Here is a 25,609-nt window from a genome sequence, read left to right as displayed (position 1 = left end):
GCTCGCGCCCCGCATCCGCCGGGGGATAATAACGCCGTGGGGAACACTAAAAAACTTTCACTTGTCCTTGCCGGTCTCATACTCAGCGGCTCACTGGTGGCCTGCGACGACGGTCGCGGCGGCGCGGAAGCCGCTGCGAAGCAGCTGGCATCCGCGGTCGCTGGCCTGGACCTTCGCCCGGTGGCCTTCGACGGGCGCGATTCGACGGTGGCCAACGACCAGCTCAACCAGGTCTTCAAGGCGCTGGCGCCGGCCAAGCCCTCCGTCGAAGCGGGCGAGCTGACGCTCGACGGCGACACTGCCAGGATCCCGCTGAACTACAGCTGGAAGATTTCCACCGGCGAGTGGAAGTACACCGTCGAGGCCGGCTTGCGGAAATCCGGCGACAAGTGGCTTACCGTCTGGTCGCCCGGGCTGCTGGTCCCGAACCTGGCCGAGGGGGAGATCCTCAGCAAGGCCACGCGGTCATCACCGCGGGCAGACATCCTCGGTGCCGGCAACCAGAAGCTCGTGACGTTGCGCCCGGTGGTCAACGTGGGAATCGACAAGCCGCAGCTGGGCGGCGCCGATGCAGCAGATTCCGCCACCAGGCTCGCCAAGCTCGTGGGCGTGGACCCCGCGGCCTACGTGCAGCAGGTGGAGGCGTCCGGGGCTGAGGCATTCGTTCCCGCCATCACCTTGCGTAACACCAGCGACCGTGCCGTGACCGATGCCGAGATCGAGGCCATCCCGGGTGGCCGGTCCATCCCGGGCGAACTGCCGCTGGCACCGACGCGGAACTTCGCCCGGGCGGTCCTTGGCACCGTTGGCGAAGCCAGCGCAGAGCAGATTGAAAAGTCCAACGGCACCCTGACGGCCGGCGACGTCATCGGCACGGGCGGGCTTCAGGAGCAGTACGATGCACAGCTCCGCGGAACAGACGGCACCGTGGTCCGCGTGCAGCGCGCCGATCTGACCCGGGAGGAGATCCAGGCCGCACCCACCGACCCGCGGCGCACCGTCTTTGAGGTGCAGGCGGTTCCCGGCACGCCGTTGCAGACCACCCTTGACACGAAGCTGCAGCAGCTTGCCGAGGACACCCTTGCCGACATCAAGCCGGCGTCAGCCATCGTGGCGCTCCGGCCGTCCACGGGAGCGGTCCTCGCCGCCGCGTCGGGTCCCGGAAGCAACGGCTACAACACGGCGATGCTCGGCCAATACGCGCCGGGATCCACTTTCAAGGTGGTGGACTCCCTCGCCATGATGCGCAACGGATTCACCCCCGATTCCACCGTCGAATGCACGCCCACGCTCACCGTCGACGGCAGGAAATTCAAAAACGCCGAGGGCTATCCCAAGGACTCCCTCGGATCCGTGACCCTGCGTGAGGCCTTCGCCCACTCCTGCAACACCGCGTTCATTGCCGCCCGGGACAAGGTCACCCAGGCCCAGCTGGAGTCCGCCGCCACTTCCCTCGGCGTGGCCGTGGAGGCCCCGAAGCTTGGAGCCGAGGCTTTCCTTGGCTCCGTTCCCGGTGAGGCCGAGGGCACCGAACACGCGGCCGCCATGATCGGCCAGGGCAGGGTGCTGATGTCCCCGCTGTCCGCCGCCGTGATGGCGGGCTCGGTGGCGAAGGGCGCCCCCGTGTCCCCGGTCCTGGTGGAGGAGGCCGCTCCGTCCGCGTCGGCTTCGGCCAGTCCTACGCCGACCACGGAAGGTTCCGCACCGTCGTCGACCGTCACAGCGGAAGCCCCCGCGAAGACCGCCCAAACACCCGTCACCAAGGCGGAAGCGGCGGCCCTCACGGACATGATGCGTGCGGTGGTGACGTCCGGCCACGCCGGATTCCTGGCCGAGGTCCCTGGCGAACCTGTTGGTGCGAAGACGGGAACGGCCGAGTTTGGCAACGCCAACCCGCCCAAGACCCACGCATGGATCATTGCCGTGCACGGGGACCTGGCTGTGGCCGTGTTCGTCGAGGACGGCGGGCTCGGCGCCACGACCTCCGGCCCGCTCCTGAAGAAATTCCTGACCGCCGCCGGCTGACGCCCGCCGCACTCCCACCCCGACCCCCAGCCGGAGTTTTTGTCCACTTGTCGCGACTTTAGGGCGCCTTTGGGCACGATATCTGGACAAAAACTCCGGCGTGCGGGGCGTGGGAGAATTGCCCGGTGGCCCATATTGACGTTTCCGGCATCGACTACTTCCTCTCCGACGGCACCCAGCTGCTCAACGGGGTGACCTTCAAGGTCCCGGACGGCACCAAAACGGCGCTCATCGGACCCAACGGAACGGGCAAGACCACCCTGTTCCGGATCATCGCCGGAGACCTCACCCCGGACGAAGGCGTGATCGGCCGCTCCGGAAACATGGGAATCATGCGCCAGTTCGTGGGGCAGGTCCGTGACGAGTCGACGGTCCGCGACCTTTTGGTGTCCGCCGCACCTCCGGCGCTGGCTGACGCCGCCCGTGCCGTGGATGAGGCTGAGCTGGCCATGATGGAGCACGACGACGAGCCCACCCAGATGCGGTACGCGCAGGCAATCGTCGACTGGGGAGATGCCGGCGGGTACGACGTCGAGACCGTCTGGGACGAGGTCTGCATGGCAGCGCTGGGACTGCCCTTTGACCGCGCCCAGCACCGCCGCGCGTCCACGCTGTCCGGCGGCGAGCAGAAGCGGCTGGTGCTGGAGGCCCTCTTTGCCGGTCCCGACGAGCTGCTGCTCCTCGACGAACCGGACAACTACCTCGACGTCCCGGGCAAGCGCTGGCTCGAGGACAAGCTCAACGAATCGAGGAAGACGGTCTTCTTCATCAGCCACGACCGGGAGCTGCTGAACAACGCTGCCGGCCGCATCGTCACGCTCGAGCCGGGCATCAACGGGGCCGGTGCCTGGATCCACGGCGGGGGCTTCGGGTCCTATGTGGAGGCGCGGGCGGACCGGAATGCCCGCTTCGAGGAGCTTCGCAAGCGCTGGGACGAGGAGCACGCGAAGCTCAAGGAACTCGTGAACATGTACAAGAACAAGGCCGCGTTCCGCTCCGACATGGCCAACCGGTACCACGCCGCCCAGACCAGGCTGGCCAAATTCCTCGAGGCCGGGCCGCCCGAGGCGCTGCCGATCGAGCAGAACGTGCAGATGCGGCTCAAAGGCGGCCGCACCGCTAAGCGCGCCATTGTGGCCGAAAAGCTGGAACTGACCGGCCTGATGAAGGCCTTCTCCACGGAGATCTGGTTCGGGGACCGGGTGGGTGTGCTGGGCTCGAACGGCTCCGGCAAGTCGCACTTCCTGCGGCTGCTCGCCACCGGGGGCACTGATCCGGAGCGGGAACACCTTCCGGTGTCCGACGTCGAAATCGCCGAAGTGCCCCACGAAGGCACCGTGAAACTCGGCGCCCGTATCCGCCCTGGGTTCTTTGCGCAGACCCACGTCCGGCCCGACCTGCTTGGCAAGACACTGCTGGAGATCCTGCACCGCGGCGACGAACACCGTTCCGGCCTGGGCCGGGAGGCCGCTGCCGGAGCACTCGACGGCTATGGGCTGGCGGGGCAGTCGGAACAGAAGTACGAGTCGCTGTCCGGCGGACAGCAGGCACGGTTCCAGATCCTGCTGCTGCAGCTGTCCGGGGCGACGCTGCTGCTGCTGGACGAGCCCACCGACAACCTCGACCTGCACTCGGCCGAGGCCCTGGAGCGGGCCATCGATCACTTCGAAGGCACCGTCCTCGCCGTCACGCACGACCGCTGGTTCGCCCGCACCTTTGACCGCTTCCTGGTCTTTGGCTCCGACGGCAGGGTGTACGAGTCCGCCGAGCCGGTCTGGGACGAGAAACGGGTGGAACGCACCCGCTGATGGTTTCGGCGGGCTCAACCAGCGGGCGGCGCCGTGACTGACTAGAGTTGTCGAATGACCTCAACCCAGCAGCTTGCCGGCCGGCAGGTCTCCGCCGCCGCCTTGGCCACCTTCATCATCTTCGGCGCCAACGGCCTGGTCTTTGCGAGCTGGGCGGCCCGCATTCCGGCTGTCACGGAGATCCTGGGAATCTCGTCCGGGCAGATGGGAACCCTGCTGCTGTGCACCGCCGTCGGATCGCTGATCGCGCTTCCCACCGCCGGCCGCGTCATCACCCGGATCGGCACCGCCAACAGTGTCCGGGCGAGCGGCCTCCTCGCCGCGCTGGCCAGTGCGGGCATCTCGGCGTCGCTGTTGGCCGAATCAGTGCCCGGCACCGCTGCCTCGCTCTTCTTCTTTGGCATGGGCGTGGGGCTCTGGGACGTGTCCCAGAATGTTGAGGGGGCCGACGTCGAGCACCGGCTCCGGAAGACCGTGATGCCCAAGTTCCATGCGGCCTTCAGCGGCGGCGCGTTCGTGGGTGCGCTGATCGGGGCAGGCCTGTCCGGGTTGGGCGTTGGCCTGCCGCAGCACCTGCTGGTCATCGCCGCCTCGGTGGCCGTGCTGACGTTCGTGGTCCCTCGCTATTTCCTCCCCCACACCGCACCCGAGCAGCCGGCCGACGGTGAAGTCAAAATGGCCCGCGGACCCTCTGCATGGCGCGATGGCCGCACCCTGCTGATCGGTGTCGTGGTCCTTGGGGCGACACTGACAGAGGGTGCAGGCAACGACTGGATCGCCAAGGCGTCAGTGGACGGGCTGGGAACCTCCGAGGCCACCGGTGCCCTGCTCTTCGCGCTCTTCGTGCTGGCCATGACCGCCATGCGGTTCTTCGGCGGCCCCGTCATCGACAAGTACGGCAGGGTGGCAGTGCTCCGGGGAAGCATGGCTGCCGCTGCGGCCGGCCTCGGCCTGTTCGTGTTCGCCGGAAACCTCTGGCTGGCTGCTGTTGGAGCGGCGCTGTGGGGTGTGGGGGCGGCCCTGGCGTTCCCCATGGGAATGTCGGCCGCGGCAGACGATCCGCGGCACGCGGCAGCCAGGGTGTCGGTGGTTTCCACGATCGGCTACGTCGCCTTCCTGGCCGGTCCCCCGCTGCTTGGCTACCTGGGGGACCTGACCGGAATCCACCTGGCACTGCTGGCCATCGGTGTGCCGATCCTGGTCGCGCTGGTGCTCGCGGGCGCCGCCAAACCTCTTCCTGTCAGGGAATGATCCGCCCGCACAGATTCGCCCGGGACAGAATTCTGCCGTAGCGGGAACACACGCCTGTACCGGGCGGTAGGGTGGGGAAATGCGACGAATGCTGCGCCGCGGACCCGGCTGGGTTGCCGCCCTTGACCGCACGTTGATGCGGGCCGTCTCCGGCTTTCCGGGCGGGCACCATGACACCCTTTTCAGGCGCCTCTCCGCGTCGGCCAACAAGGGAAAGCTTTGGTTTGGTGTGGCTGCCGTGGCTGCCGCCATCCCGGGACGCACCCGGCGCGCGGCGGTCCACGGGCTTCTGGCCCAGGGCGTGGCGTCGGCCGTGACGAACCTTGTTTTCAAGACCCTGCTGCCCCGCGCCCGGCCCCTGCCTGAGCATCTTCCGGTGTTCCGGTTCGTCCATCCCCAGCCCACCAGTTCGTCCATGCCGTCGGGGCACTCGGCCTCCGCGGTGGCGTTCGCCCTCGGGACGGGACTGGTGCAGCCGGTGCTCGGAGCAGTCGTCGCTCCTGTGGCCGCCGGCGTTGCATATTCCAGAGTGCACACAGGCGCGCACTGGCCCTCGGATGTGCTGTTCGGTTCCGCGATCGGGGCTGGCGCAGCCCTCGTGACCAGGAAGTGGTGGCCTGTCCGGCCGCCCATGCCTGCCACGTCCAGGCGACGGGTGGAAGTGGCCCCGCTACCGCAGGGCGAGGGCCTGAGCATCGCTGTGAACACGCTGGGCGGGTCTTTCACCGAGGAAACGGCTGCCGCCCTTAAGGAAGTATTCCCTCTCGCGCATCTAACGCTCATGGCACCCGAGGACGATGTTGCCCAGCGGATGGAGGAGGCAGCCACCCTGCCCGGCATCGTCGCTCTCGGCGTGTGGGGCGGCGACGGCACGGTGGGCACTGCCGCGGCTGCCGCCGTCGCACATGATCTTCCCTTGCTGGTGCTGGCCGGCGGAACCCTCAACCACTTCGCCCGGGACGCCGGAACGCCCTCCCTGGTGGAGGCGGTGGCCGCGGCGGAGCGCGGCGAAGCGGCGCTTGCGGACGTGGGCGCCGTGGCTGTTGAACGCGGCCTCGCGGACGACCCCGAAAAGGTGGAGCTGATCATGCTCAATACCGCGAGCATCGGGCTGTATCCGAACCTTGTGCGGCGCCGCGAACATCTGCAGCCCGCGCTGGGCAAGCCGCTCGCCGGCGTCGTGGCGATGTTCCGGACCTTCGCCGTGGAGAAGCCGATCACGCTGATCGTCAACGGCGTCCGGCACAGGCTGTGGATCATGTATCTGGGCCGCGGCCGCTACTACCCGCGGGACCACGCTCCGCTCTTCCGGCCGGTACTGGACGACGGTGTGCTGGACGTCAGGATGATGACCGCCGACGAGTCGTTCGCCCGGCTGCGCATGCTCTGGTCCGTCCTGACCGGCACGGTGGCGACCTCCAGGATCACCCACCTCACCGAAGCCACCCGTGTCCGCGTGGAGTGTGGCACCGCCCCCATGGTGCTGGCCGTGGACGGCGAAACCGTGCCCGGCGTCCGGGCCGTCGAGTTCACCCTGAAACGTGCAGCGCTGCGCTACTACTCACCGGCGGAAGGCAGCTGAAGCGTCAGTCATCCCACCGGATGACGCCCGGTACCCTGAATCGCCCCTGAATCATCCCTGAGACCGGCGAATTCGGCGGTCGGCGTCGGTAGCGTGGAACGTGCACACCAGAGAGCACCCCGCAGCTACGCAAAGGAAACCTTCCATGATTGAGGCAGAAGGCCTGACGAAGGTCTACGGCGACAAAACCGCCGTCGGCGGCGTCAGTTTCACCGTCCAAGCCGGCCAGGTCACAGGCTTCCTGGGACCCAACGGGGCCGGCAAGTCGACCACCATGCGCATGATCATGGGACTGGACACCCCGACGGCGGGAACGGTCACGGTCAACGGCGTTCCGTTCGCCCGGCACACGGCACCGCTGCGCGAAATCGGGGCGCTGCTGGATGCCAAGGCCGTTCACACGAGCCGCTCCGCGTACAACCACCTGCTGGCCATGGCCGCCACGCACAGCATCCCGCGGAAGCGGGTGCACGAGGTCATCGACATGACGGGCCTCGCGGACGTGGCCCGGAAAAAGGTCAAGGGGTTCTCCCTTGGCATGGGCCAGCGCCTGGGCATCGCCGCCGCGCTCCTCGGCGATCCGCAGACCATCATCCTGGACGAACCCGTCAACGGGCTCGATCCGGAAGGCGTGGTCTGGGTGCGGAACCTCGTGAAGTACCTGGCCTCCGAGGGGCGCACGGTGTTTCTCTCCAGCCACCTCATGAGCGAGATGGCCCTGACCGCCGACCACCTGATCGTGATCGGCCGCGGAAAGATCATTGCCGACGCACCCATCAAGGACATCATCACCGGCAAGGGCCAGAGCCGGACCCGGGTGCGCTCCGACCAGCCTGACCGGCTTATGCACGTTCTCGCCGGAACAGGTGTCTCGGTGGAGCTGCAGGACCACGAACTCCTTGAGGTCGCGGGCCTGGACCCCCGACAGATCGCCCGCAGCGCCCTGGACAACCAGGTTCTGATCTACGAACTCACCCCGCTCCAGGCGAGCCTCGAAGAGGCCTACATGGAGCTGACGAAGGACGAGGTCGAATACCACTCGCTGATCACCACGGGAGCCCCGGCTCCCGCCCAGTCCGGAGGCAACTGACGCCATGAGCACATCGACTTCCACCCAGCCCGCCGCCGGTCCCGGCCGCGCCGCCGCCCGCAACGTCACCGGAACTCCGGCCAGCCCGGGGCCCGGTCCAAGTTTCCTCCGGGTCCTGAACTCGGAATTCATCAAGTTCCGCACGCTCTTATCCACTCTGATCCTGCTCGCCTCGACGGCCGTCGTGATGGTTGGCTTCGGCGCGCTGTCCGCCTGGGCAACAGGACAGTTCGCGGACCAGGCCGCCTCCGACCCCGAGGCGGCAGCACAGATTGCGGCGCAGGGCGGTGACCTCGCCGTCACTGTCCCCACCTCCGGCGCATCCTTCGCGCAGCTGATCCTGGGCTCACTGGGCGTCCTGCTCATGAGTTCGGAGTTCACCACCGGGATGGCCCGCTCGACGTTCGCGGCGGTGCCCAAGCGGCTCCCCGCGTTCATTGCCAAGCTCGTGGTGGTCATCGTCGGCGCCTTTGTCCTGACGGCGCTGTCCACCTACATCGCGGGCCTGGTGGCTGTGCCGATCCTGGACAATTACGGACTCAAGCTCGACCTCGCCAGCGCGCAGTCGGTCAAGCTGCTCCTCGTCACCAGCGCCTATGTGGCCGCCGTGGCCGCCATCGGCATGGCGCTCGGCACGCTGCTCCGGAATTCAGCCGGCGGCATCATGACCCTCGTGGGCCTGTTCTTCGTGGCACCGATCGCGTTCCAGCTCATCCCCGGAGACTTCTTCGAGGAGGCCCGCAAGTACCTCCCCGGAAACACAATCAACCCGATGACCGCCGTCGAACACGTACCGGACACACTCGAGGCCTGGCAGGCGGCGCTGGTGCTCGGCGCCTGGGTAGTGGTGCCGGTGGTCCTGGCCATGATCCTGCTGAAGAAACGGGACGTCTAGCCGCACCCGTAGACAAACCCATGATTGATGCTGTTTCCGTGAAGGACGCGCCAGCGACGCCGGCTGACGCGTCCTTCGCCGAGCTCGCTGCCCGACGGCGGGGCCTGCTCCGGCGCTACCTGCACCGGCGGCCGCGGGTCATGGATGCCGTGGTCGTGGCCTGCTATGCGGTGCTGGTGGTGCCCACAGTGATCGACGCTGTGAATGCGGGCAGGTGGGCCGCTGTGGGGCTGCTCGCCGCGGTCGCGCTGTCACTGTTCCTGCGGCGCCGGCGTCCGCTGGGCGTGGTGGTGTTCGTCGCGGTGGCCGAGGTTGCCGTGACTCTGCTCCATCCGTGGGGATCCAACGTGTCGGCAGGGCTGTGGTTCTCGCTTTACGCCGTGGCCGTGGTGCACACCCGCCGTTTTGCCCTGGTCACGATGGCCGTGGCCACCGCGCCGGTGGCATTGCTCTATTTCCTGGCTGCGGTGGGACCCCTGGAGCGGGAGCTGCCGAACCGTCCCGTCTCGCCCGAGGAGTTCCACCTCGTGACGAGCATTGCCGCCGGCACCAGCATCGCGTTCTCCAATATCATCGCCACCGGAATCGGTATTTCCGTCCGCCAGCGCCGTGAGCACGAGCAGGAGATTGCTGCGTGGGCCGCGCAGGCCGGCCGACTGGGTTCAGTCAACGAACGCAACAGGATCGCCCGCGAAATGCATGACGTCGTTGCCCACTCGCTGACCGTGATGGTCGCCCTGTCCGACGGGGCCGCCGTCGTGGTCCGCAGGGATCCGGAACGGGCCGCGGAGGTCCTCGCAGAACTGTCCAGGACCGGCCGCGCCGCCCTGGCGGACATGCGCCGGGTACTCGGCGTCCTGCGGGACGATGCGTCCGCCGGCCAGGCGCCCCGTGAGCCCCTCGCGGACGGCGCCAGCCTCGGGAAGCTGCTGGACGGCTTCCGGACTGCAGGCCTTCCGGTCCATTACTCGCACACGGGTCCGGCGCTGCCGGAGGACGTGGCTCTCCAGCTGACCGTGTACCGGATCGTGCAGGAGTCGCTGACCAACGTGCTGCGCCACGGCCGCGCCCTGAGCCGGGTTGACGTGCTGGTGGTGCGCGACGATTCCACCGTCGCCATTGACGTGCTCGACGACGGCCGGGGCACCGTTGATGCCGTCATTTCCGTCGGAACAGGACAGGGCCTGACCGGGATGAAGGAACGGGCCCGAATCTACGGCGGTACGGTGGAGGCAGGCCCGGCCGCCGGCGGCGGCTGGCGTGTGCGGGCGGTCCTGGCACTGAACGGCAGAATGCGGGACGGCAACTTGGAGAACGGCAAATGGGGGAACGAATGAACGAGTCCGGACGCCTCCGGGTCCTGCTGGCGGATGACCAGCCGCTGCTGCGGATGGGTTTCCGGCTCATTCTGGAGGGCGAGGAAGGCCTTGAGGTGGTGGGCGAGGCCTCCGACGGGGCCGACGCCGTCCGCCAGGTGGGCCGCCTCGACCCCGACGTGGTGCTCATGGATGTCCGGATGCCTACGCTCGACGGGATCGAGGCCACCCGGGCCATCACGAGTTCAGGGTCGCGTGCCAGGATCATCATCCTGACCACCTTCGACCTGGACGAGTACGCCTTTGCCGGGCTCCAGGCCGGGGCCTCGGCCTTTTTGCTGAAGGATGTGGCACCCGCCGAACTTGTCCAGGCGGTGCGGGTGGTGGCCAGCGGGGACGCCGTGGTGGCGCCCCGCGTGACCCAGCGGCTTCTGGAGACGTACGTCCGCGGTGCCGGACCCGCGTCCGCGCCGGACGGTCCGGGCATGGCGTCCCCGCCGGCCGCGGCACCTGCTCCCCGCGACCCGCTGCTGGAGGACCTCACTCCCCGGGAAACCGAGATGCTGGAAGCGATGTCCGAGGGGCTTTCCAATGCGGAGATCGCGCACCGCTATTTCCTGTCGGAGGCCACCGTGAAGACGCATGTGCGGCGGATCCTGACCAAGCTGCACCTCCGTGACCGCGTCCAGGCCGTGGTGTACGCCTACGAAACCGGTCTGGTGACCCCGAGCAACCCGGACTACTGAACTGGACTGCTGAACCGGCAATCTACTGAAACAGGCTCCACAGCTTCCACACACCCGGGCCCTATGCACGCCATAGCAGGCTGGAGTTGGATGGTGCCATGACAACTGCACCCCGCGCACCCGAAGGTCAGCAGCCCCGGCACGAGCCGCATCCCAACCATGACCGCGGGCTCGAGTTCGATCTCTCCACGCTGATGTCCCGACGCTCGCTGGGACTGTTCCTCGGCGCCGGCACGGCGGCCGCACTGGCGGCGTGCACGCCCGGCGGGTCATCATCGGCACCCCCAGGATCGCCGTCGTCGGCTTCTACCGGCGCAACGGCCACCGCCACTTCTTCCGCCACCACAACGACGACGGCGCCGTCCGCTTCCGCCACGTCGTCCCCCACCGTCACCCGGGCGATCGCCGAATGCGGCGTGGAGATCCCGCAGGAGACGGCCGGGCCGTACCCTGGCGACGGCTCCAATGGACCGAACGTCCTTGAAGCCTCCGGGGTGGTCCGGCAGGACATCACCTCAAGCTTCGGTACGTCCACCACGATGGCGGACGGTGTGCCGCTGACCGTCACGCTTACCCTGCTCGACAACGCCAGCGGCTGCGTCCCGCTGGCAGGCGCAGCGGTCTACGCCTGGCACTGCGACAAGGAGGGACGGTACTCGCTCTACGATTCGGGGCTGGAGAACGAGAACTTCCTGCGCGGCGTGCAGGAAGCGGACGCCAACGGCCAGGTCACCTTCAAGACCATCTACCCTGGCGCCTACAACGGCCGTTGGCCTCATATCCACTTCGAAGTGTTCGAGTCCATGAACAACGCCACGGCGGCAGGGCAGGTCCTTGCTGTCTCGCAGGTAGCCCTGACCGACGCCGCCTGCCGGGAGGTCTACGCCTCTGCGGGCTACGAAACCAGCGCCCGGAATTTCCCCAACACCACGCTGCAGTCGGACAACGTGTTCGGTGAGGACGGTGGCATCTACCAGCTGGCCACCATGTCCGGTTCCGTCTCCGGCGGCTACACGGCAGGGCTCAACGTCACCATCTAGGCCAACGCTAGACTCGGAGCCATGCCTCTCCATTCCTCCCCCGCAGAGCACATCCGGGACCTGGGCGACTACGTCAGCGCCTCGCCGTCGAGCTTTCACGCCGCCCACGAGGGCGCCCGGCGGCTGGCGGAGGCCGGCTTCACCGGCCTGGACGAGCTGCAGCCCTGGGACGCCGCGGCAGGCAGGTTCTACGTGGTTCGGGACGGTGCGCTCATCGCCTGGGTCACGCCCGACGGTGCCGGACCCACCACCGGCTTCAATATCCTGGGCGCCCACACGGATTCGCCGTCGTTCAAGCTCAAGCCCAAGCCGACCACGGGCCGTTTCGGGTGGCTCCAGGCCGGCGTGGAGGTCTACGGCGGCCCGCTGCTGAACTCCTGGCTGGACCGGGAACTGCAGCTGGCCGGGCGCCTCGTGATGCTCGACGGCACGCAGCACCTGACCGCCACCGGTCCGCTGCTGCGCTTTCCGCAGCTGGCGATCCACCTTGACCGGGCCGTGAACGAAGGCCTCACCCTCGACAAACAGCAGCACATGAACCCGGTGTTCGGGCTCGGCGATCCTGGCGGGGAGGACCTGCTGGCGTTGCTGGCCGGCCGGGTGTCCGGCGCGAGCACGCCCGTTGACCCGGCCCGGATCGGCGGGTACGACGTCGTCATCGCGGACACGCAGCCGCCTGCGGTTTTCGGGGTCAGAAGTGAATTCTTCGCCTCCGGGCGCCTGGACAATCTGTCCGCCACGCACGCCGGGATAACGGCGCTCATCGCGCACGCTGACGCTTCCGACGGCGGCCGGGAGGCTTCCCGGGCAACGGCACCGATTGCGGTGCTTGCCGCCTTCGACCACGAAGAAATCGGGTCGGCGTCCCGGTCCGGGGCTTGCGGGCCGGTCGTGGAAGACATTCTGGTCCGGATCTCAGACGGGCTGGGCGCCTCGGCGAGCCAGCGGCGGCAGGCGTTCGCGGCGTCGTTCTGTGTTTCTGCCGACGCCGGCCACGCCGTCCACCCCAACTATGCCGAACGGCATGACCCCGTCAACCGCCCCGTCCTCAACGGCGGGCCGCTGCTCAAGATCAACGCCAACCAGCGGTACGCCACCGACGCCGCCGGGGCTGCACTCTGGGCGCGGCTGTGCGGCGAGGCCGGAGTTCCCTTCCAGGAGTTTGTCTCCAACAACACCATGCCGTGCGGTTCCACGATCGGCCCGCTGACGGCCACCCGGCTGGGCATCAGGACAGTGGACGTGGGTGTTCCCCTGCTGTCGATGCACTCGGCCCGGGAGCTTTGTGGCGTGGAGGATCCGCACCGCCTTGCCAGGGTGACTGAGCTGTTCTTTGGAGCCGCAGCGCACGCCTAGTACGCACGGGACAGATTTCCACGCGGTTACAGAAGTGCCTTATAGGCAACATTTGTTGCTTCCATGGGTGCGTGGCTGGAAATGTGCCCGTTTCCGATTGCCGTAAACTGTGTCTTTGCACAGCCCGGACCTGCCCCCGGCTCCCTTAGTGTGAAACGCACAGTGTGGTCCCCGGCACAGACTCTGCCGCCCGGCCACTGCCCAAAACCTGCAATCAAAACGAGGATGGCGCAGCCATGCACGCTGACCAACAACTGTCGAAATCCCTAAAACCCCGGCACCTGTCGATGATTGCCATTGCGGGCGTCATCGGCGCCGGCCTGTTCGTCGGCTCCGGCGCGGCCATCCAGCAGGCCGGTCCCGGTATCCTGCTGGCCTACATGGCCGCCGGCATCGTGGTCATCCTCGTCATGCGGATGCTTGGCGAGATGGCGGCCGCGAACCCCGAAACCGGTTCCTTCTCCACCTACGCAGACAAGGCGCTGGGCCGCTGGGCGGGCTTCAGCATCGGCTGGCTCTATGCGTGGTTCTGGATCATTGTGCTGGGCATCGAAGCCACGGCCGGCGCGGCCATCATGCACCGGTGGGTGCCCGGCATCGACCAGTGGGTCTGGGCGCTGGCGCTCATGGTCCTGCTCACGCTGACCAACCTGGGCTCCGTGAAGTCCTACGGAGAGTTCGAGTTCTGGTTCGCTTCCATCAAGGTCACGGCCATTATCCTGTTCCTCCTTTTCGGTGTGGCGGCGATCCTGGGCCTGGTTCCGGGCGTCCCTGCGCCGGGCCTGAGCAACCTGACGGGCAACGGCGGCTTCCTCCCCAACGGCCCTGGAGCCGTCCTGGCCGGAATCCTCGTGGTGGTCTTCGCGTTCTTCGGCGCTGAAATCGCCACCATCGCGGCCGGTGAATCCGAAAACCCGGTTGAAGCAGTCAAGAAGGCCGTGAAGTCCACCGTCTGGCGCATCCTTGTCTTCTACATCGGCTCGATCGCGATCGTTGTCACGCTGCTCCCCTGGAACTCCGCCAACGTTGCCAAGAGCCCGTATGTCGCGGTCATTGAACTGTTCGGTATCCCCGGCGCGGGCACCATCATGGACGTCGTGGTGCTTACCTCGGTACTGTCCTGCCTGAACTCGGGCCTCTACACGGCCAGCCGCATGCTCTTCTCGCTCTCGCTGCGCGGGGACGCCCCGAAGTCCTGGACCCGCATCTCCAAGCGGGGCGTGCCCGCCGCAGCAGTGCTGGCATCCACTGTGGTGGGCTTCATCACCGTGGGACTGAACTACATCGCCCCGGACACGGTCTTCCTGTTCCTGGTGAACACCTCCGGCGCCATCGCGCTCTTTGTCTGGCTGGTCATTGCAGCGTCCCAGATGGTGCTGCGCCGCCGGATGGGGGCGGCCGCGAAGGATCTGTCGCTGAAGATGTGGTTCTTCCCCTACCTCACCTGGCTGGCGATCGGCAGCATCGTGGCGCTCATCATCGGCATGGTGATCCTGGATTCCACCCGCGAGTCGCTCCTGCTTTCCGTGGCCCTGGCCGTCGTGGTGGTCGGCATCGGCGTGTGGCGCTACCGCAAGGGCGGTCCGGGCCGGGCTGAGGTGCCGGCCGGCTCCGAAACGTCGCCGAAAACCGCGGATGCAGGCGTGGGGTCCGGCCCGGCGTCGTAACCACGCCTCGGCAGCTCTTTTGGAACCATCCGTCCGCACGGCCTCCCGGCTGGCGGGCGGATGGTTTTCTGTTGGACGGACGGTTTTCCGTGCGGGGCGCTAGCCCTGCCGTGGGGCGAACATGATCACGGCAACACCAACCAGGCACACGGCAGCACCAATAAGGTCCCAGCGGTCGGGCCGGAACCCGTCAAGAAGCATGCCCCAGGCCAGGGACCCGACGATGAAGACCCCGCCGTACGCTGCAAGGACACGGCCAAAGTGCGCGTCCGGCTGGAAAGCGGCCACGAAGCCGTAAAACCCCAGCGCCACGATCCCGAGTCCGGCCCACCACCACGCCTTGTCCTCCCGCACGGCCTGCCAGATCAGCCAGGCTCCGCCGATCTCCGCCACGGCAGCCAGGGTGAAAAGGAGCACGGATTTCGCAATCGTCATGGCTCCAGTATTCCGCGCCGGGAGTTGTCCACAGCCTCGGGCCGTATGACTGGCGCCGGCGCCGGATTCCCCCTAGATTCACAGCATCAGTGAGAGTCCGACAGAAATCTGGGGAAAATGTCGCAACAACCACCTGTTTCCGCGCCCGCCGTGCCCGATCTTCCGGCGCATCAACCTGGAACACCTCCCGCCGCACGACCGGGCATTTCATTCTTCGATTTCCGCCTGCTTTGGACCGGCTCTGCCGCTGCGGCTGCTTCCTACGTCGCGGTGTACATGTTCAGCCTCGCAACCGTGGTCCTGTCACTGGCAGGTATTGCCGCCAGCCAGGGCAACCAGATTCCCGCACTGGGCGCCGCAATTGCCGCGGAGCAGGCACCGGACGCCTGGTCCCAGCTGGGCCAACTGACCGCCCAGCTGGTGGCCATGGCGCATTTGGGCAGTGCGGGCACCGCCGTGGCAGGTGTGGTGCCCTTTCTTGGGTCCGTCCGGGGCGAGGGCCACATCTACGCAGTCCCGCTGGCTGTGCTGCTGGTCAGTGCTGCGGGCATCTATCTGGCCAGCCGCCTGGCGGAACTGCGGTTTCCTTCTGCTGGCCGCCCGCAGCTCCTGCTGCAGTCCGCAGTCAGCGGTACGGTCTTCGCGCTGCTGGTCAACGGCGTGGCTGCGGCCGCTGCCGTCCGTTTCCCCGCCGGGGGCGGATTCAGCGTCGATCCCATTTCAGCAGCCGGCGGATGGCCTGTTTTTGTCGCCTTTCTTCTTGCTGCAGGGCTCTCTGCGCTGTCCCGTAACGCTGCATATTCGCGGCGCGCGGCGTACGCCGGTGCGTCCCTCCTTCGCGGAAGGCTGAACCTGCCGCTGGCCGTCGTCGCTGTACACACGGCAGTTTTTTCGGCTATCGCCGTACCTGCGGCATGGATCACTGCCGCCGTCTCCGGCGGCTGGGCTGCCCTGCTGTCCGGTCCGCTGCTGATCGGCAACGCGGCGGGTTACGGCCTGGTAGCCGGCCACCTCGGAGGCCTCCGCGTGCTGTCAGAAACGACGCAGATTTTCGGGGCGCAGCCGAGCCTGAACGAGGACCAGACCATTTACGGCTTCGGTGCTGACGCAGCAGGCACGGACACCGCTGGCGCTGCCTGGGGGGCGCTGGCACTGGTATTGGTCTGCACGGTCATTTCGGGCTTTTGCGTTCTGCTGCGTAGGGGACCGGTTCCACACGGTGACCTCCGGTCATGGGTGCCCGTGCCCGCCGGGTTCCTCCTGCTGGGACTGCTTCTGTTGCCGCTCCTGACCGTCCGCGCAGACTTTGACGCACCGGGACTCGCTGCCGGGCAATATGTCCTGGCACCGGCGTGGTGGTCGCCGGCCGTCTTCCTCGGCTGGGGGCTGCTGGTCGAAGTTGCGGCACGCTTCCTGGCGCCTTACCTGGTGCCGGTGGTGCCGGACCGGCTGCAGCGGCTGGCCCGTGTCCTCCCTGCCCGCCGTGCAGTCACCCAGCCGGGCGCGGCAGCCGGCGGCGGGGTGGCGAATCAGCCGGCCGGGGAAAGCCGGCCGGGTGTAGCCGGTCCTGCGGCGACCGCCCCTGCTGAACGGCAGCTTACGCCCAAGGGCAGGAAGCGCCTGCTGGTGGCAGCCGCCGTCATGGTGCTGGCCGTCGGTTCCGTGGTGACGGTCAATGCTGTCAAACCCGGTCCGGACCAGCCGGTGAAGGACTACGCCCAGGCACTCGTTGACGGCGATGCGCGGAAAGCACTGGAAATTCTGGATCCTGACGTGCCCAATGAGGAGCGGACCCTCCTGACGAATGAGGTTCTCGGTGCCGCAGCGAACCGCATCGACGGCTTCTCGATTATTTCCACCAGGATTTCCGGTGAGTCTGCGCAGGTCCGTGCCGAACTGAGGCAGGGCGGGCGCAAGTACGAGCAGACGTTCGCCCTCGCCAAGAACCAGCCCGCGCTTTTGGACGACCACTGGAAGCTTGAGGCGTTCCCTCTGCAGCACGTCACCGTGTCCGCCGATGCTCCCCTGGCTGCTGTCGCGGTCAACGGTGTAACTGTCACCGCGGGTCAAAATGAGGCCACTGCTTTTGGCACAAACATCAGCCTTCCGGCGTTTCCCGGTACCTACTCCGTGGGCCTCCCCGACGACGAGAAATACGTTGCAGCCGACGACCAGCAGGTGGTGGTCTCTGGCGAGTCCCTGCCGCAGGCGCCCGAGGTGGCCAGGCTCACCGTCAAGGCCTCGGATGCGCTGGTGTCCGAAACGTCCCGGCAGGTGGCCGCCGCCCTCGCCGCCTGCGAGAAATCCACCGAACTTGAACCGGAGGGATGCCCGTTCTCCTGGTTTGCCTTCGGCGATGTCCGGAACGTCAAGTGGTCGGTTACCGCCGATCCTGACTACGCGATCGACCGGTCGTTCGACGGGACATGGCGGCTCAGTGGCGGAAAAGCCGGCGAGGCCACGGTGTCCTACGAGCGAAATGCCTCCTTCAGCAAGGCGAACCCCGAGTGGGAAAAGGAGACGGACCAGGTCCAGTTCCACGTCAGGGGCAACGTCTCGGTCGGGTCAGGCAAGGTACTGGTGAGCCTTTCAAGGTTCTGACGCCGCGGCTTCCCGCATGCGCGGTTTTCCACATAGCCGGCCCGCCGCTTCCGGCCCGCCATCGGGGCCAGTAGCCTTGGAGCTGTCCGAATCGGGAATTCCGCCCCGATGCACTAAGATAGTGAAGTCTGTGCTGCGCCCTGGTCCATTTTTGGATGCGGGCGTGCACGGCATCGCAAATGAACCTCCTGTTACGGAAATACCGTAACCGCTTAGCCCAAAGGAGGTGGGTTCACATATGCGTCCTTACGAATTGATGGTAATAATCGACCCCGAGGTCGAAGAGCGTACCGTAGAGCCGTCGCTTCAGAAGTTCCTGAACGTCATCACCAACGATGGTGGAACCATCGAAAAGGTTGACATCTGGGGCCGTCGCCGTCTGGCTTACGACATCAAGAAGAAGTCCGAAGGTATCTACGCCGTGGTGAACTTCACCGCGACGCCGGCTACCGCCAAGGAACTTGACCGCCAGCTGGGTCTCAACGAGACCATCATGCGTACCAAGATCATCCGCCCCGAAGAGCAGAAGGTTGTTGCTGAGTAACTTCAGCTCACAACTTTCATTCTTTACCCCGCAGGAACGAACAAGGAGGCAGTAGATGGCAGGCGAAACCACTATTACGGTCATCGGTAATCTCACCAATGACCCCGAACTGAGGTTCACACCGTCAGGTTCGGCAGTAGCGAACTTCACCATCGCGTCCACGCCTCGCACCTTCGACCGCCAGTCCAACGAGTGGAAGGACGGGGAAACCCTGTTCCTCCGCGCTTCGGTCTGGCGCGAGGCAGCAGAGAACGTCGCCGAGTCCCTCACCAAGGGCACCCGCGTGATTGTTTCCGGCCGCCTGAAGAGCCGTTCCTACGAAACAAAAGAAGGCGAAAAGCGCACCGTTATCGAGCTCGAAGTCGACGAAATCGGCCCGAGCCTGCGTTACGCCAATGCCAAGGTCAACCGCACCCAGCGCTCCGGCGGCCAGGGCGGCTTCGGCGGCGGCAATAGCGGCGGTTTCGGTGGCGGTGGATTCGGTGGCGGCCAGGGTGGAAACCAGGGCGGCAACACCGGAGGAAACTGGGGCGGCAACCAGCCCGCAGCAGCGCAGGATGACCCATGGGCCACGCCCGGAGTCAGCAATGCGGGCGGCGGCTGGGGCAACGGCCCGGATTCCGAACCTCCCTTCTAAACAACAAAACAAAGGTCCGGCGCAGCTTCCGCCAGAGCGTTCCACACGGCACGCCCTGGGCAGGCCGCGATCGGACCACCACCATCCCGTGGATCACGATTCACGGGCTCCATAGAATAGGAGCTCCACGATGGCTAAGGCTGAACTCCGTAAGCCCAAACCAAAGTCCAACCCCTTGAAGGCCGCTGACATCACTGTCATCGACTACAAGGACGTAGCATTGCTGCGCAAGTTCATCTCCGACCGCGGAAAGATCCGCGCCCGTCGCGTCACTGGCGTCACGGTGCAGGAACAGCGCAAGATCGCCCAGGCAATCAAGAACGCCCGCGAAGTTGCTCTGCTGCCTTACTCCGGCGCTGGCCGCGGCTAAGGAAGGGATTAACTAACATGGCAAAGCTCATTCTGACCCACGAAGTAACCGGTCTCGGTGCTGCTGGCGACGTTGTCGAGGTCAAGGACGGTTACGCACGTAACTTCCTGCTGCCCCGCGGTTTCGCCCTGACCTGGTCCAAGGGTGGCGAGAAGCAGGTTGAGTCCATCAAGGCTGCCCGCGTTGCCCGCGAGCACGCTTCCCTGGAAGACGCTCAGAAGCAGGCTGCTGCACTCTCCGCTAAGCCGGTCAAGCTCGTTGTCAAGGCTGGCGAGACCGGACGCCTGTTCGGCACCGTCAAGCAGGGCGACGTGGCCGACGCTGTTGAGGCCGCTGGCCTCGGCCGCATCGACAAGCGCAAGGTGGAACTGCCGGCTCACATCAAGTCGGTCGGTTCCTACCAGGCCAACGTCCGTCTGCACGACGACGTTGCCGCTGTGATCGAACTCGACGTAGTCGCAGGCAAGTAGTCGATCCGGCATTTGCCGGATCAACTCCGCAGTCTTGAACTGCTGACGGCCCCCGCCGTCGGATTCCTCCGGGAAGCCGACGGCGGGGGCTTCGTCGTTCCCACGGCCGTCGTCCGGCCGCCTACCGGCTGTGCAGGACTGTGGTCCCGTGGCGGTAGCCGATGCTGATCAGCTCGGCCAGCACGGCTTCATCGATATCGGCCAGCTTGTTGATGTAGAGGCAGCCGGCGCCCGTTTTGTGTTTTCCCAGGCGGTCGAGGAGCGCAGCCGACTCCGGCGCGTTCGTAAGGCCATACAGCGAGAGGCTGGCTTTGCGGGGAGAGAACCCCACCGCTGCAGTGTCCCCTTCGCGCCCGGTGGCGTACTTATAGTGCACCCTGCCGAAACCGACGATGGTGGGACCCCACATCTCCGGTTCCTGGCCCGTCAGCTCCGCCATGAGGGCGCGAAGGCGCAGGCCGTCCTGCCGGCGCACCGGATGCGCCAGCGCCGCGATGAAGTCGTCTGCCGAAACCCCTGTCACCTGTGTCTTGTTATCCGCCATGGACGCAGTGTAGTGGGCCGTCCGGTGGATACCGGAATAAAGGCCGGCAGCCCCGGGTTGACGGAGTAGATGCAAATGCATATACAGAGCCAACCAGAGGAGACCGCCATGGAGACCCGCCGCCTTACCGTTCTGTCCGCCGGCCTGGGAGTGCCGTCGTCGACCCGCCTGCTGGCCGACCAGCTGGCCGCCGCTGCCACACGGGAGCTGACGGCCGCCGGCTACGAGGTGACCACGGACGTCGTGGAACTCCGCGAACTGGCCGTGGACATTGCCAACAACTTCGTCACGGGTTTTGCCCCGCCCCGGCTGGCAGAGGTGATCGCCGGCGTCGAGGCCTCCGACGGCATCATCGCGGTCTCACCGGTGTTCAGCGCGTCCTACAGCGGGCTGTTTAAGTCCTTCATTGATGTCCTCGACCCCAAGTCCCTGGACGGCAAGGCGGCCCTCCTGGGGGCCACCGGCGGAACGGACCGCCACCAGATGGTGCTCGACCACGCCATGCGCCCGTTGTTCAGCTACTTGCGCACACGGACGGCCGCCACGGCCGTCTTCGCAGGCCCGCAGGACTGGGGAAACACGGACGACGGCGGAAACCCCCTTTCGGTGCGGATCGACCGGGCGGCGGCAGAGTTCAGCCGCCTCCTGGAGGGGGACCAGCCGGGCCGCAGGCCGGCCGTGCTGGAGTCTCTGCCCTTTGAACAGCTGCTGGCCGGGATCGCAGGCGGGCAGTAAGGCGAACTAATCGCAGCACCCGCTCGTTGTGCCGGGCATGAAATGTCCCATTGATTCTTCAGACCTGGTCATGAGCGAACGCAGCGGGGTGGAAATCGACTACTGCCCGCAGTGCCGGGGCGTGTGGCTGGACCGCGGCGAACTGGACAAGATCATCGACCGGGTCAACGCGGGGGCGCCGGCGGCACCTCCGGCGCCCGTTCCCCCTGCTCCGGCGTCACCCGCCCCCGGCATGGTTCCTCCCCCGTTGTACCGCAACGTCGAACCGCGGCGTGACCAGCCGCGCTACGACGACCGCAGCCACGGCAAGGGATACGACCGCGACTATGACAGCCGCCGCCACAAGAAGAAGGAAGGCTGGCTGGGGGACCTGTTCGACTTCTAGGTGGCTGCTTCTAGATGCCCGCGGCCACCCGGCCGCGGCTACTCGTCCAGCAGGGCGATGAATTCGCGCGCCTGCTTCATGGTGATGTCCGAGTGCCGGGTCAGTGCGGTGGCGGCTGCCTCGATATTGCCGCTCTTGGCGAGCGTGCGGATGCGGCCGTAAATCTCGTCATTGAGCATGTTGCTGCTGACCTCCCGGGTGACATCGCCTTTACTGGCAATGGCCCGATACCGGTACGGGAACCGCTGCGGTGGCTCCTCGTCGTCTTCGGGTTCGCTGGGCTCCTGGGCGGGTGAGCGGAAAGGCTGCGGGTGGGCTGCCAGCGCGGCCACCGCGTCCCGCGATGCGCGCAGGCCCTGTCCCGACACCTCGTAGTACAGCTTGATCGCCGCCATGGCCTGGCCCTGGGCGATGAGCGCATACAGCCGCCTGTGTTCATCCTCCGACAGCTTGGCTGCGGCTTCCCTGGCCAGCTCCGCGGACTCCGCCGGCGGTTTGGCCGGCTCCCTGACTGTCCGCCGGCGGTGGCTCAACGCGCGTGCCGCGAGGGCCACGGCGACGGCGACGGCCACGAGGATCAGGAAGGGGATCAGGAGCGATTCCATGGTTACAGCCGATCTACATATTGCTTGGCGGTCAAAAGGTTGGAATGGGTAGCCTGGCGCACGAGCCTGATGGCCTGGAGCTTCTGCCCGCTGCGCACCAATGTCTGCAGCTGCAGCGCCAGCTGCGGGTCAAGGGCGGCCCCGGGCGCAAGTGCCGCAGGATGCTGGTTCTGCTGCTGGATCTGCTGCTGCCGGTTCTGGCTTGGCAGGGCTGCAGCCTCTATGCGTGCCCGGGCCGCCATGGCCGCCTGAACCTGGGCTGCGTAGTGGGCCTGGGAACGCCGGGCCAGATCCAGCTGGTAGCGGTCCGCGTCGGACATGCCCCCGTCGCGCGGCTTCAGTGCCGTAGCGAAAGCCCAAAGGGCTGCGGCGAGGACAAGGGCAGGAACCAAGACTGTCAGAACGTCGCCCATACCTAGAGCTTAACGCCAGATCCGCGTTATCCACAGCATATGCCCGGCCGCGCATAGTGCGGCCCTTCGGTGATGACCCCTGACGGGAAGATTCGTCCAGACGGCATGCATGCGTGGACGGTCCGGACATATGCCGGTGATCCGTATCACAAAGTGGGAATGTAGCCGGCAAAAAGGCCCTCCTGTGGCGGACTTACCGGCCGGTATCCCCAGCAGGCGGGTTAAGGCTGTGGATGAAGGTTGACGCAAAATTTAAACTTGTCCACAGCGAATTTTGGACGTTTCCGCACGTCAGACCGCATATATACCAAAAATAAAATTTCTATCCACAGCTTCGCCCACAGGCTGTGCACAAGCAGGAGTATCTTGTGCACACGTTATCCACAGAGGTGCGAAACTGCGGGCTTTGTGAGTGGCCCGCCGGGCGCTAACGTAGCGGAGACACCCCATTCGGGTGGGTTTTCCCTTCAGACTCGAAGACCGGGGCCGGCGAACAGCCGGACTCCGGGAGATTCGTGCTGCGCTGTGGAAAACCTGTGGATGAGGCGTCGCCGGGGTTCAACGGCCCGGACCGAAAATGTCAGGGCCTGCTGGTGTAGTTGCATTAGCCCGGGCAGCAGATTTTGCTGCCCGACCCACCCACGGCACACGGCACACGCGCCGCAGTCCTCCTGCACGGACCGCGGACACAATGGAGGACGGCAGCTTTGTCAGTTACGCACCTGGACTCAATCGAAGGTACCCGCGAATCCGAAGGCAGCCGTAAACCTCCCCAGGACATCCCCGCCGAACAGTCCGTCCTGGGCGGCATGATGCTCTCCAAGGACGCCATTGCGGATGTGGTTGAGATCCTGCGTGGGCAGGACTTCTACCGCCCTGCCCACGAAACCATTTATGAGGCCGTCATCGACCTCTATGGCCGCGGCGAACCCGCGGACGCCGTCACGGTGTCCGATGAGCTGACCAAACGCGGCGAGATCAACCGGATCGGCGGACCGGCCTACCTCCATGAGCTCATTCAGACGGTACCCACGGCCGCGAATGCAGGCTACTACGCCGAGATCGTGGCCGAGCGCGCCGTGCTCCGGCGGCTGGTCAATGCCGGCACCAAGATCGTCCAGCTCGGGTACGGGCAGGACGGCGAGGTGGAAGACCTGGTCAACCAGGCCCAGGCCGAGGTCTACGCGGTCGCCGAGCGCCGCACGGCGGAAGACTACGTCGTCCTGAAGGACGTCATGGAGTCCACGGTGGATGAGATCGAGGCCTCCGGCCACCGCGGCGAAGGCATGGTGGGTGTTCCCACCGGCTTCTACGAGCTGGACGAGCTGACGCACGGGCTGCATCCGGGCCAGATGATCGTCATTGCCGCCCGGCCCGCCGTGGGTAAGTCCACCTTCGCGCTGGACTTTGCCCGCTCGGCCGCCATCAAGAACAACCTAAGCACGGTGATGTTCTCCCTGGAAATGGGCCGCAACGAGATCGCCATGCGTCTACTGTCGGCCGAGGCCACCATCGGCCTGCAGGACCTTCGCAAGGGCACTATCAAGGATGAGCAGTGGTCCAAGATCGCCACCACCATGGGGCGTATGAACGATGCCCCGCTGTTCATCGATGACAGCCCCAACATGTCCCTCATGGAGATTCGGGCCAAGTGCCGCCGCCTTAAGCAGCAGCATGACCTCAAACTCGTGATCCTCGACTACCTGCAGCTCATGAGTTCGGGCAAGAAGGTGGAGTCCCGCCAGCAGGAAGTCTCCGAGTTCTCCCGTGCGCTGAAGCTGCTCGCCAAGGAACTCCAGGTCCCCGTCATCGCGCTGTCGCAGCTGAACCGTGGTTCAGAGCAGCGACAGGACAAGCGCCCTATGGTCTCGGACCTGCGTGAATCGGGGTCCATCGAGCAGGACGCCGACATGGTGATCCTGCTGCACCGCGAGGACGTCTATGACAAGGAGTCCCCGCGTGCCGGTGAGGCAGACATCCTCGTGGCGAAACACCGTAACGGCCCCACCAAGGACATCGTGGTTGCCTTCCAGGGCCATTACTCGCGGTTCGCCAACATGGCTGGAGATGCCGGCGGAGGCGGAGGCTTCTAGGCTGCTAGTGCGGTTGTGACTGCAGCAGGTGGTTGGGCAGCCTGTTTCCCGGGGCTGCTGCCCTGATTTCCAGGAGCTCCCGCGCGTGGGCGTGCAGCCGCTTGTCCTCTCCGGACGCCGGGGTCCATGCAGGGATGGCGACCGAGTTGCCCTCGGCGTCGCGGGCAACCATCACGGTGAGGCAGTACGTGGTCAGGTTCAGTTCACGGCCCTTGGGGTCCCCGGACCGGACATGTACGGCAATGTGCATGCCCTTGGTGCCTGTGTAGACGAGCCGGGCCTCCACCTCCACCACGTGGCCGATCAGCAGCGGCCGGTAGAAGCGCACGCCGCCGGAGAAGACGGCCACCGTGTCCCGGCCGCAGTAGCGTGAGGCGCAAACATATGCGGCCTCGTCGATCCATTTCATGACGATGCCGCCATGGACTTTTCCGCCCCAGTTCACGTCGGTGGGGGCTGCCATGAACCGCAGGACGACGCGCTCGGCGGTGCCGGCATCTGTATATTCCTGGGCGCTCATGGCTTTGACGATCTGCTCGCGGATCCCGATCCGTGCCAGGGCGTGGTCCCGCTGTTCCAGTTCCTCCGCCGTTACCGGCTCGAACTGCTTCACCGGGACGGGTTTCCCGTCCTCGCCGACCGCCACAAAGATCACCATGCACTGGCTGCGCATGGTAGCCGGCCCGCCCTTGGGGTCCCCCGAGGAAACTACCGTTCGGATATGCATGGAGGAACGGCCGGTGTAGACGATGGTGGCGGTGACCTCGACCATATCGCCGATGTTCACCGGGTCTGCAAAGTGAATGTTCCCCACATAGGCGGTGACGCAGTAGGACTTGGCCCAGCCGACGGCGGCCGCATATGCCGCCTTGTCCACCCACTCGAGCACCGTTCCGGCGTCAACGGATCCGCTGTGGCCCACGTCCATGGGGGCGGCAAGGAAGCGGAGGGTTACTGAGTTGGCGGCAGTCTCGCTCATGGTCGCAGTTTACTGACAGCTG

24 protein-coding genes are annotated in these 25,609 nt (G+C 66.3%); 19 read left to right on the top strand and 5 right to left on the bottom strand.

Annotated features, from left to right (window positions below; all coding sequences use genetic code 11):
* Positions 1-36 precede the first annotated feature (36 nt).
* The 11 genes from AC57BR_RS01780 to AC57BR_RS01730 all read left to right on the top strand — a co-directional run bounded on the left by AC57BR_RS01780 (position 37) and on the right by AC57BR_RS01730 (position 14,776).
* On the top strand, positions 37-2,025 hold the full coding sequence (locus AC57BR_RS01780) for a penicillin-binding transpeptidase domain-containing protein (RefSeq protein ID WP_496358071.1): 1,989 nt from the start codon (positions 37-39) through the stop codon (positions 2,023-2,025).
* 125 nt (positions 2,026-2,150) lie between these two features.
* Complete coding sequence (locus AC57BR_RS01775) at positions 2,151-3,833, top strand: ABC-F family ATP-binding cassette domain-containing protein (RefSeq protein ID WP_496358070.1); 1,683 nt, start codon at positions 2,151-2,153, stop codon at positions 3,831-3,833.
* A 54-nt stretch (positions 3,834-3,887) separates the two neighbouring features.
* Complete coding sequence (locus AC57BR_RS01770) at positions 3,888-5,084, top strand: MFS transporter (RefSeq protein WP_496358069.1); 1,197 nt, start codon at positions 3,888-3,890, stop codon at positions 5,082-5,084.
* 79 nt (positions 5,085-5,163) lie between these two features.
* Positions 5,164-6,666 carry a bifunctional phosphatase PAP2/diacylglycerol kinase family protein gene (locus tag AC57BR_RS01765; protein WP_496358068.1) on the top strand — a complete coding sequence of 501 codons (1,503 nt, stop codon included), beginning with the start codon at positions 5,164-5,166 and terminating at the stop codon, positions 6,664-6,666.
* Positions 6,667-6,811: 145 nt separating this feature from the next.
* A complete protein-coding gene (locus AC57BR_RS01760) occupies positions 6,812-7,756 on the top strand; it encodes an ABC transporter ATP-binding protein (protein ID WP_496358067.1) in 945 nt (314 codons plus the stop codon).
* A gap of 4 nt (positions 7,757-7,760) precedes the next feature.
* Positions 7,761-8,651 (top strand): ABC transporter permease, encoded by an 891-nt coding sequence (locus AC57BR_RS01755; RefSeq protein ID WP_496358066.1) that lies wholly within the window; start codon positions 7,761-7,763, stop codon positions 8,649-8,651.
* Between the two features lie 20 nt (positions 8,652-8,671).
* Positions 8,672-9,988, top strand: coding sequence for a sensor histidine kinase (locus AC57BR_RS01750; protein WP_496358065.1), 1,317 nt, complete (start codon positions 8,672-8,674; stop codon positions 9,986-9,988).
* Complete coding sequence (locus tag AC57BR_RS01745) at positions 9,985-10,713, top strand: response regulator (RefSeq protein WP_496358064.1); 729 nt, start codon at positions 9,985-9,987, stop codon at positions 10,711-10,713. The genes AC57BR_RS01750 and AC57BR_RS01745 overlap by 4 nt, the downstream gene beginning before the upstream one ends.
* 98 nt (positions 10,714-10,811) lie before the next feature.
* Positions 10,812-11,753 (top strand): intradiol ring-cleavage dioxygenase, encoded by a 942-nt coding sequence (locus AC57BR_RS01740; RefSeq protein WP_496358063.1) that lies wholly within the window; start codon positions 10,812-10,814, stop codon positions 11,751-11,753.
* Between the two features lie 21 nt (positions 11,754-11,774).
* Positions 11,775-13,109 carry a M18 family aminopeptidase gene (locus AC57BR_RS01735; protein ID WP_496358062.1) on the top strand — a complete coding sequence of 445 codons (1,335 nt, stop codon included), beginning with the start codon at positions 11,775-11,777 and terminating at the stop codon, positions 13,107-13,109.
* A gap of 236 nt (positions 13,110-13,345) precedes the next feature.
* Positions 13,346-14,776 carry an amino acid permease gene (locus AC57BR_RS01730; protein ID WP_496358061.1) on the top strand — a complete coding sequence of 477 codons (1,431 nt, stop codon included), beginning with the start codon at positions 13,346-13,348 and terminating at the stop codon, positions 14,774-14,776.
* Between the two features lie 99 nt (positions 14,777-14,875).
* Here the strand turns inward: AC57BR_RS01730 and AC57BR_RS01725 are convergent, their stop codons facing one another.
* On the bottom strand, positions 14,876-15,211 hold the full coding sequence (locus tag AC57BR_RS01725; RefSeq protein WP_496358060.1) for a YnfA family protein: 336 nt from the start codon (positions 15,209-15,211) through the stop codon (positions 14,876-14,878).
* Between the two features lie 117 nt (positions 15,212-15,328).
* Between AC57BR_RS01725 and AC57BR_RS01720 the strand changes: the two genes are divergently transcribed.
* From AC57BR_RS01720 to rplI, 5 genes are all read left to right on the top strand, one after another.
* Complete coding sequence (locus tag AC57BR_RS01720) at positions 15,329-17,812, top strand: hypothetical protein (RefSeq protein ID WP_496358059.1); 2,484 nt, start codon at positions 15,329-15,331, stop codon at positions 17,810-17,812.
* A gap of 238 nt (positions 17,813-18,050) precedes the next feature.
* Positions 18,051-18,356, top strand: a complete 306-nt coding sequence (gene rpsF, locus AC57BR_RS01715) for a 30S ribosomal protein S6 (protein ID WP_003800148.1) — start codon at positions 18,051-18,053, stop codon at positions 18,354-18,356.
* A 55-nt stretch (positions 18,357-18,411) separates the two neighbouring features.
* Positions 18,412-18,993 carry a single-stranded DNA-binding protein gene (locus AC57BR_RS01710; protein ID WP_003800146.1) on the top strand — a complete coding sequence of 194 codons (582 nt, stop codon included), beginning with the start codon at positions 18,412-18,414 and terminating at the stop codon, positions 18,991-18,993.
* Positions 18,994-19,123: 130 nt separating this feature from the next.
* Complete coding sequence (gene rpsR / locus AC57BR_RS01705; protein ID WP_003800144.1) at positions 19,124-19,363, top strand: 30S ribosomal protein S18; 240 nt, start codon at positions 19,124-19,126, stop codon at positions 19,361-19,363.
* A 17-nt stretch (positions 19,364-19,380) separates the two neighbouring features.
* Positions 19,381-19,833 carry a 50S ribosomal protein L9 gene (rplI, locus tag AC57BR_RS01700; RefSeq protein WP_011693939.1) on the top strand — a complete coding sequence of 151 codons (453 nt, stop codon included), beginning with the start codon at positions 19,381-19,383 and terminating at the stop codon, positions 19,831-19,833.
* 121 nt (positions 19,834-19,954) lie between these two features.
* Here rplI and AC57BR_RS01695 read toward each other — a convergent pair whose 3' ends face one another.
* The gene (locus AC57BR_RS01695) at positions 19,955-20,377 is read right to left on the bottom strand and encodes a DUF1801 domain-containing protein (RefSeq protein ID WP_496358058.1); all 423 of its coding nucleotides are present in this window, start codon (positions 20,375-20,377) and stop codon (positions 19,955-19,957) included.
* Positions 20,378-20,485: 108 nt separating this feature from the next.
* Here AC57BR_RS01695 and AC57BR_RS01690 point away from each other — a divergent pair, with 108 nt between their 5' ends.
* The gene (locus AC57BR_RS01690) at positions 20,486-21,112 is read left to right on the top strand and encodes an FMN reductase (RefSeq protein ID WP_496358057.1); all 627 of its coding nucleotides are present in this window, start codon (positions 20,486-20,488) and stop codon (positions 21,110-21,112) included.
* Positions 21,113-21,149: 37 nt separating this feature from the next.
* Positions 21,150-21,497 carry a TFIIB-type zinc ribbon-containing protein gene (locus tag AC57BR_RS01685; protein ID WP_496358056.1) on the top strand — a complete coding sequence of 116 codons (348 nt, stop codon included), beginning with the start codon at positions 21,150-21,152 and terminating at the stop codon, positions 21,495-21,497.
* Positions 21,498-21,535: 38 nt separating this feature from the next.
* On the opposite strand, the gene AC57BR_RS01680 is transcribed toward AC57BR_RS01685, so the two are convergent.
* Complete coding sequence (locus AC57BR_RS01680) at positions 21,536-22,102, bottom strand: hypothetical protein (protein ID WP_496358055.1); 567 nt, start codon at positions 22,100-22,102, stop codon at positions 21,536-21,538.
* Positions 22,103-22,104: 2 nt separating this feature from the next.
* Positions 22,105-22,515 carry a hypothetical protein gene (locus tag AC57BR_RS01675; RefSeq protein ID WP_496358054.1) on the bottom strand — a complete coding sequence of 137 codons (411 nt, stop codon included), beginning with the start codon at positions 22,513-22,515 and terminating at the stop codon, positions 22,105-22,107.
* Positions 22,516-23,222: 707 nt separating this feature from the next.
* Between AC57BR_RS01675 and dnaB the strand changes: the two genes are divergently transcribed.
* Complete coding sequence (gene dnaB, locus AC57BR_RS01670; protein ID WP_003800110.1) at positions 23,223-24,608, top strand: replicative DNA helicase; 1,386 nt, start codon at positions 23,223-23,225, stop codon at positions 24,606-24,608.
* 4 nt (positions 24,609-24,612) lie between these two features.
* On the opposite strand, the gene AC57BR_RS01665 is transcribed toward dnaB, so the two are convergent.
* A complete protein-coding gene (locus tag AC57BR_RS01665) occupies positions 24,613-25,587 on the bottom strand; it encodes an acyl-CoA thioesterase (RefSeq protein ID WP_496358053.1) in 975 nt (324 codons plus the stop codon).
* Positions 25,588-25,609 lie beyond the last annotated feature (22 nt).

Source organism: Arthrobacter sp. BGA-UO-ETr-C19, from assembly GCF_059568005.1.
The sequence above is the reverse complement of the archived record's forward strand: the minus strand, read 5'-3'. Positions and strand labels throughout refer to the sequence as shown.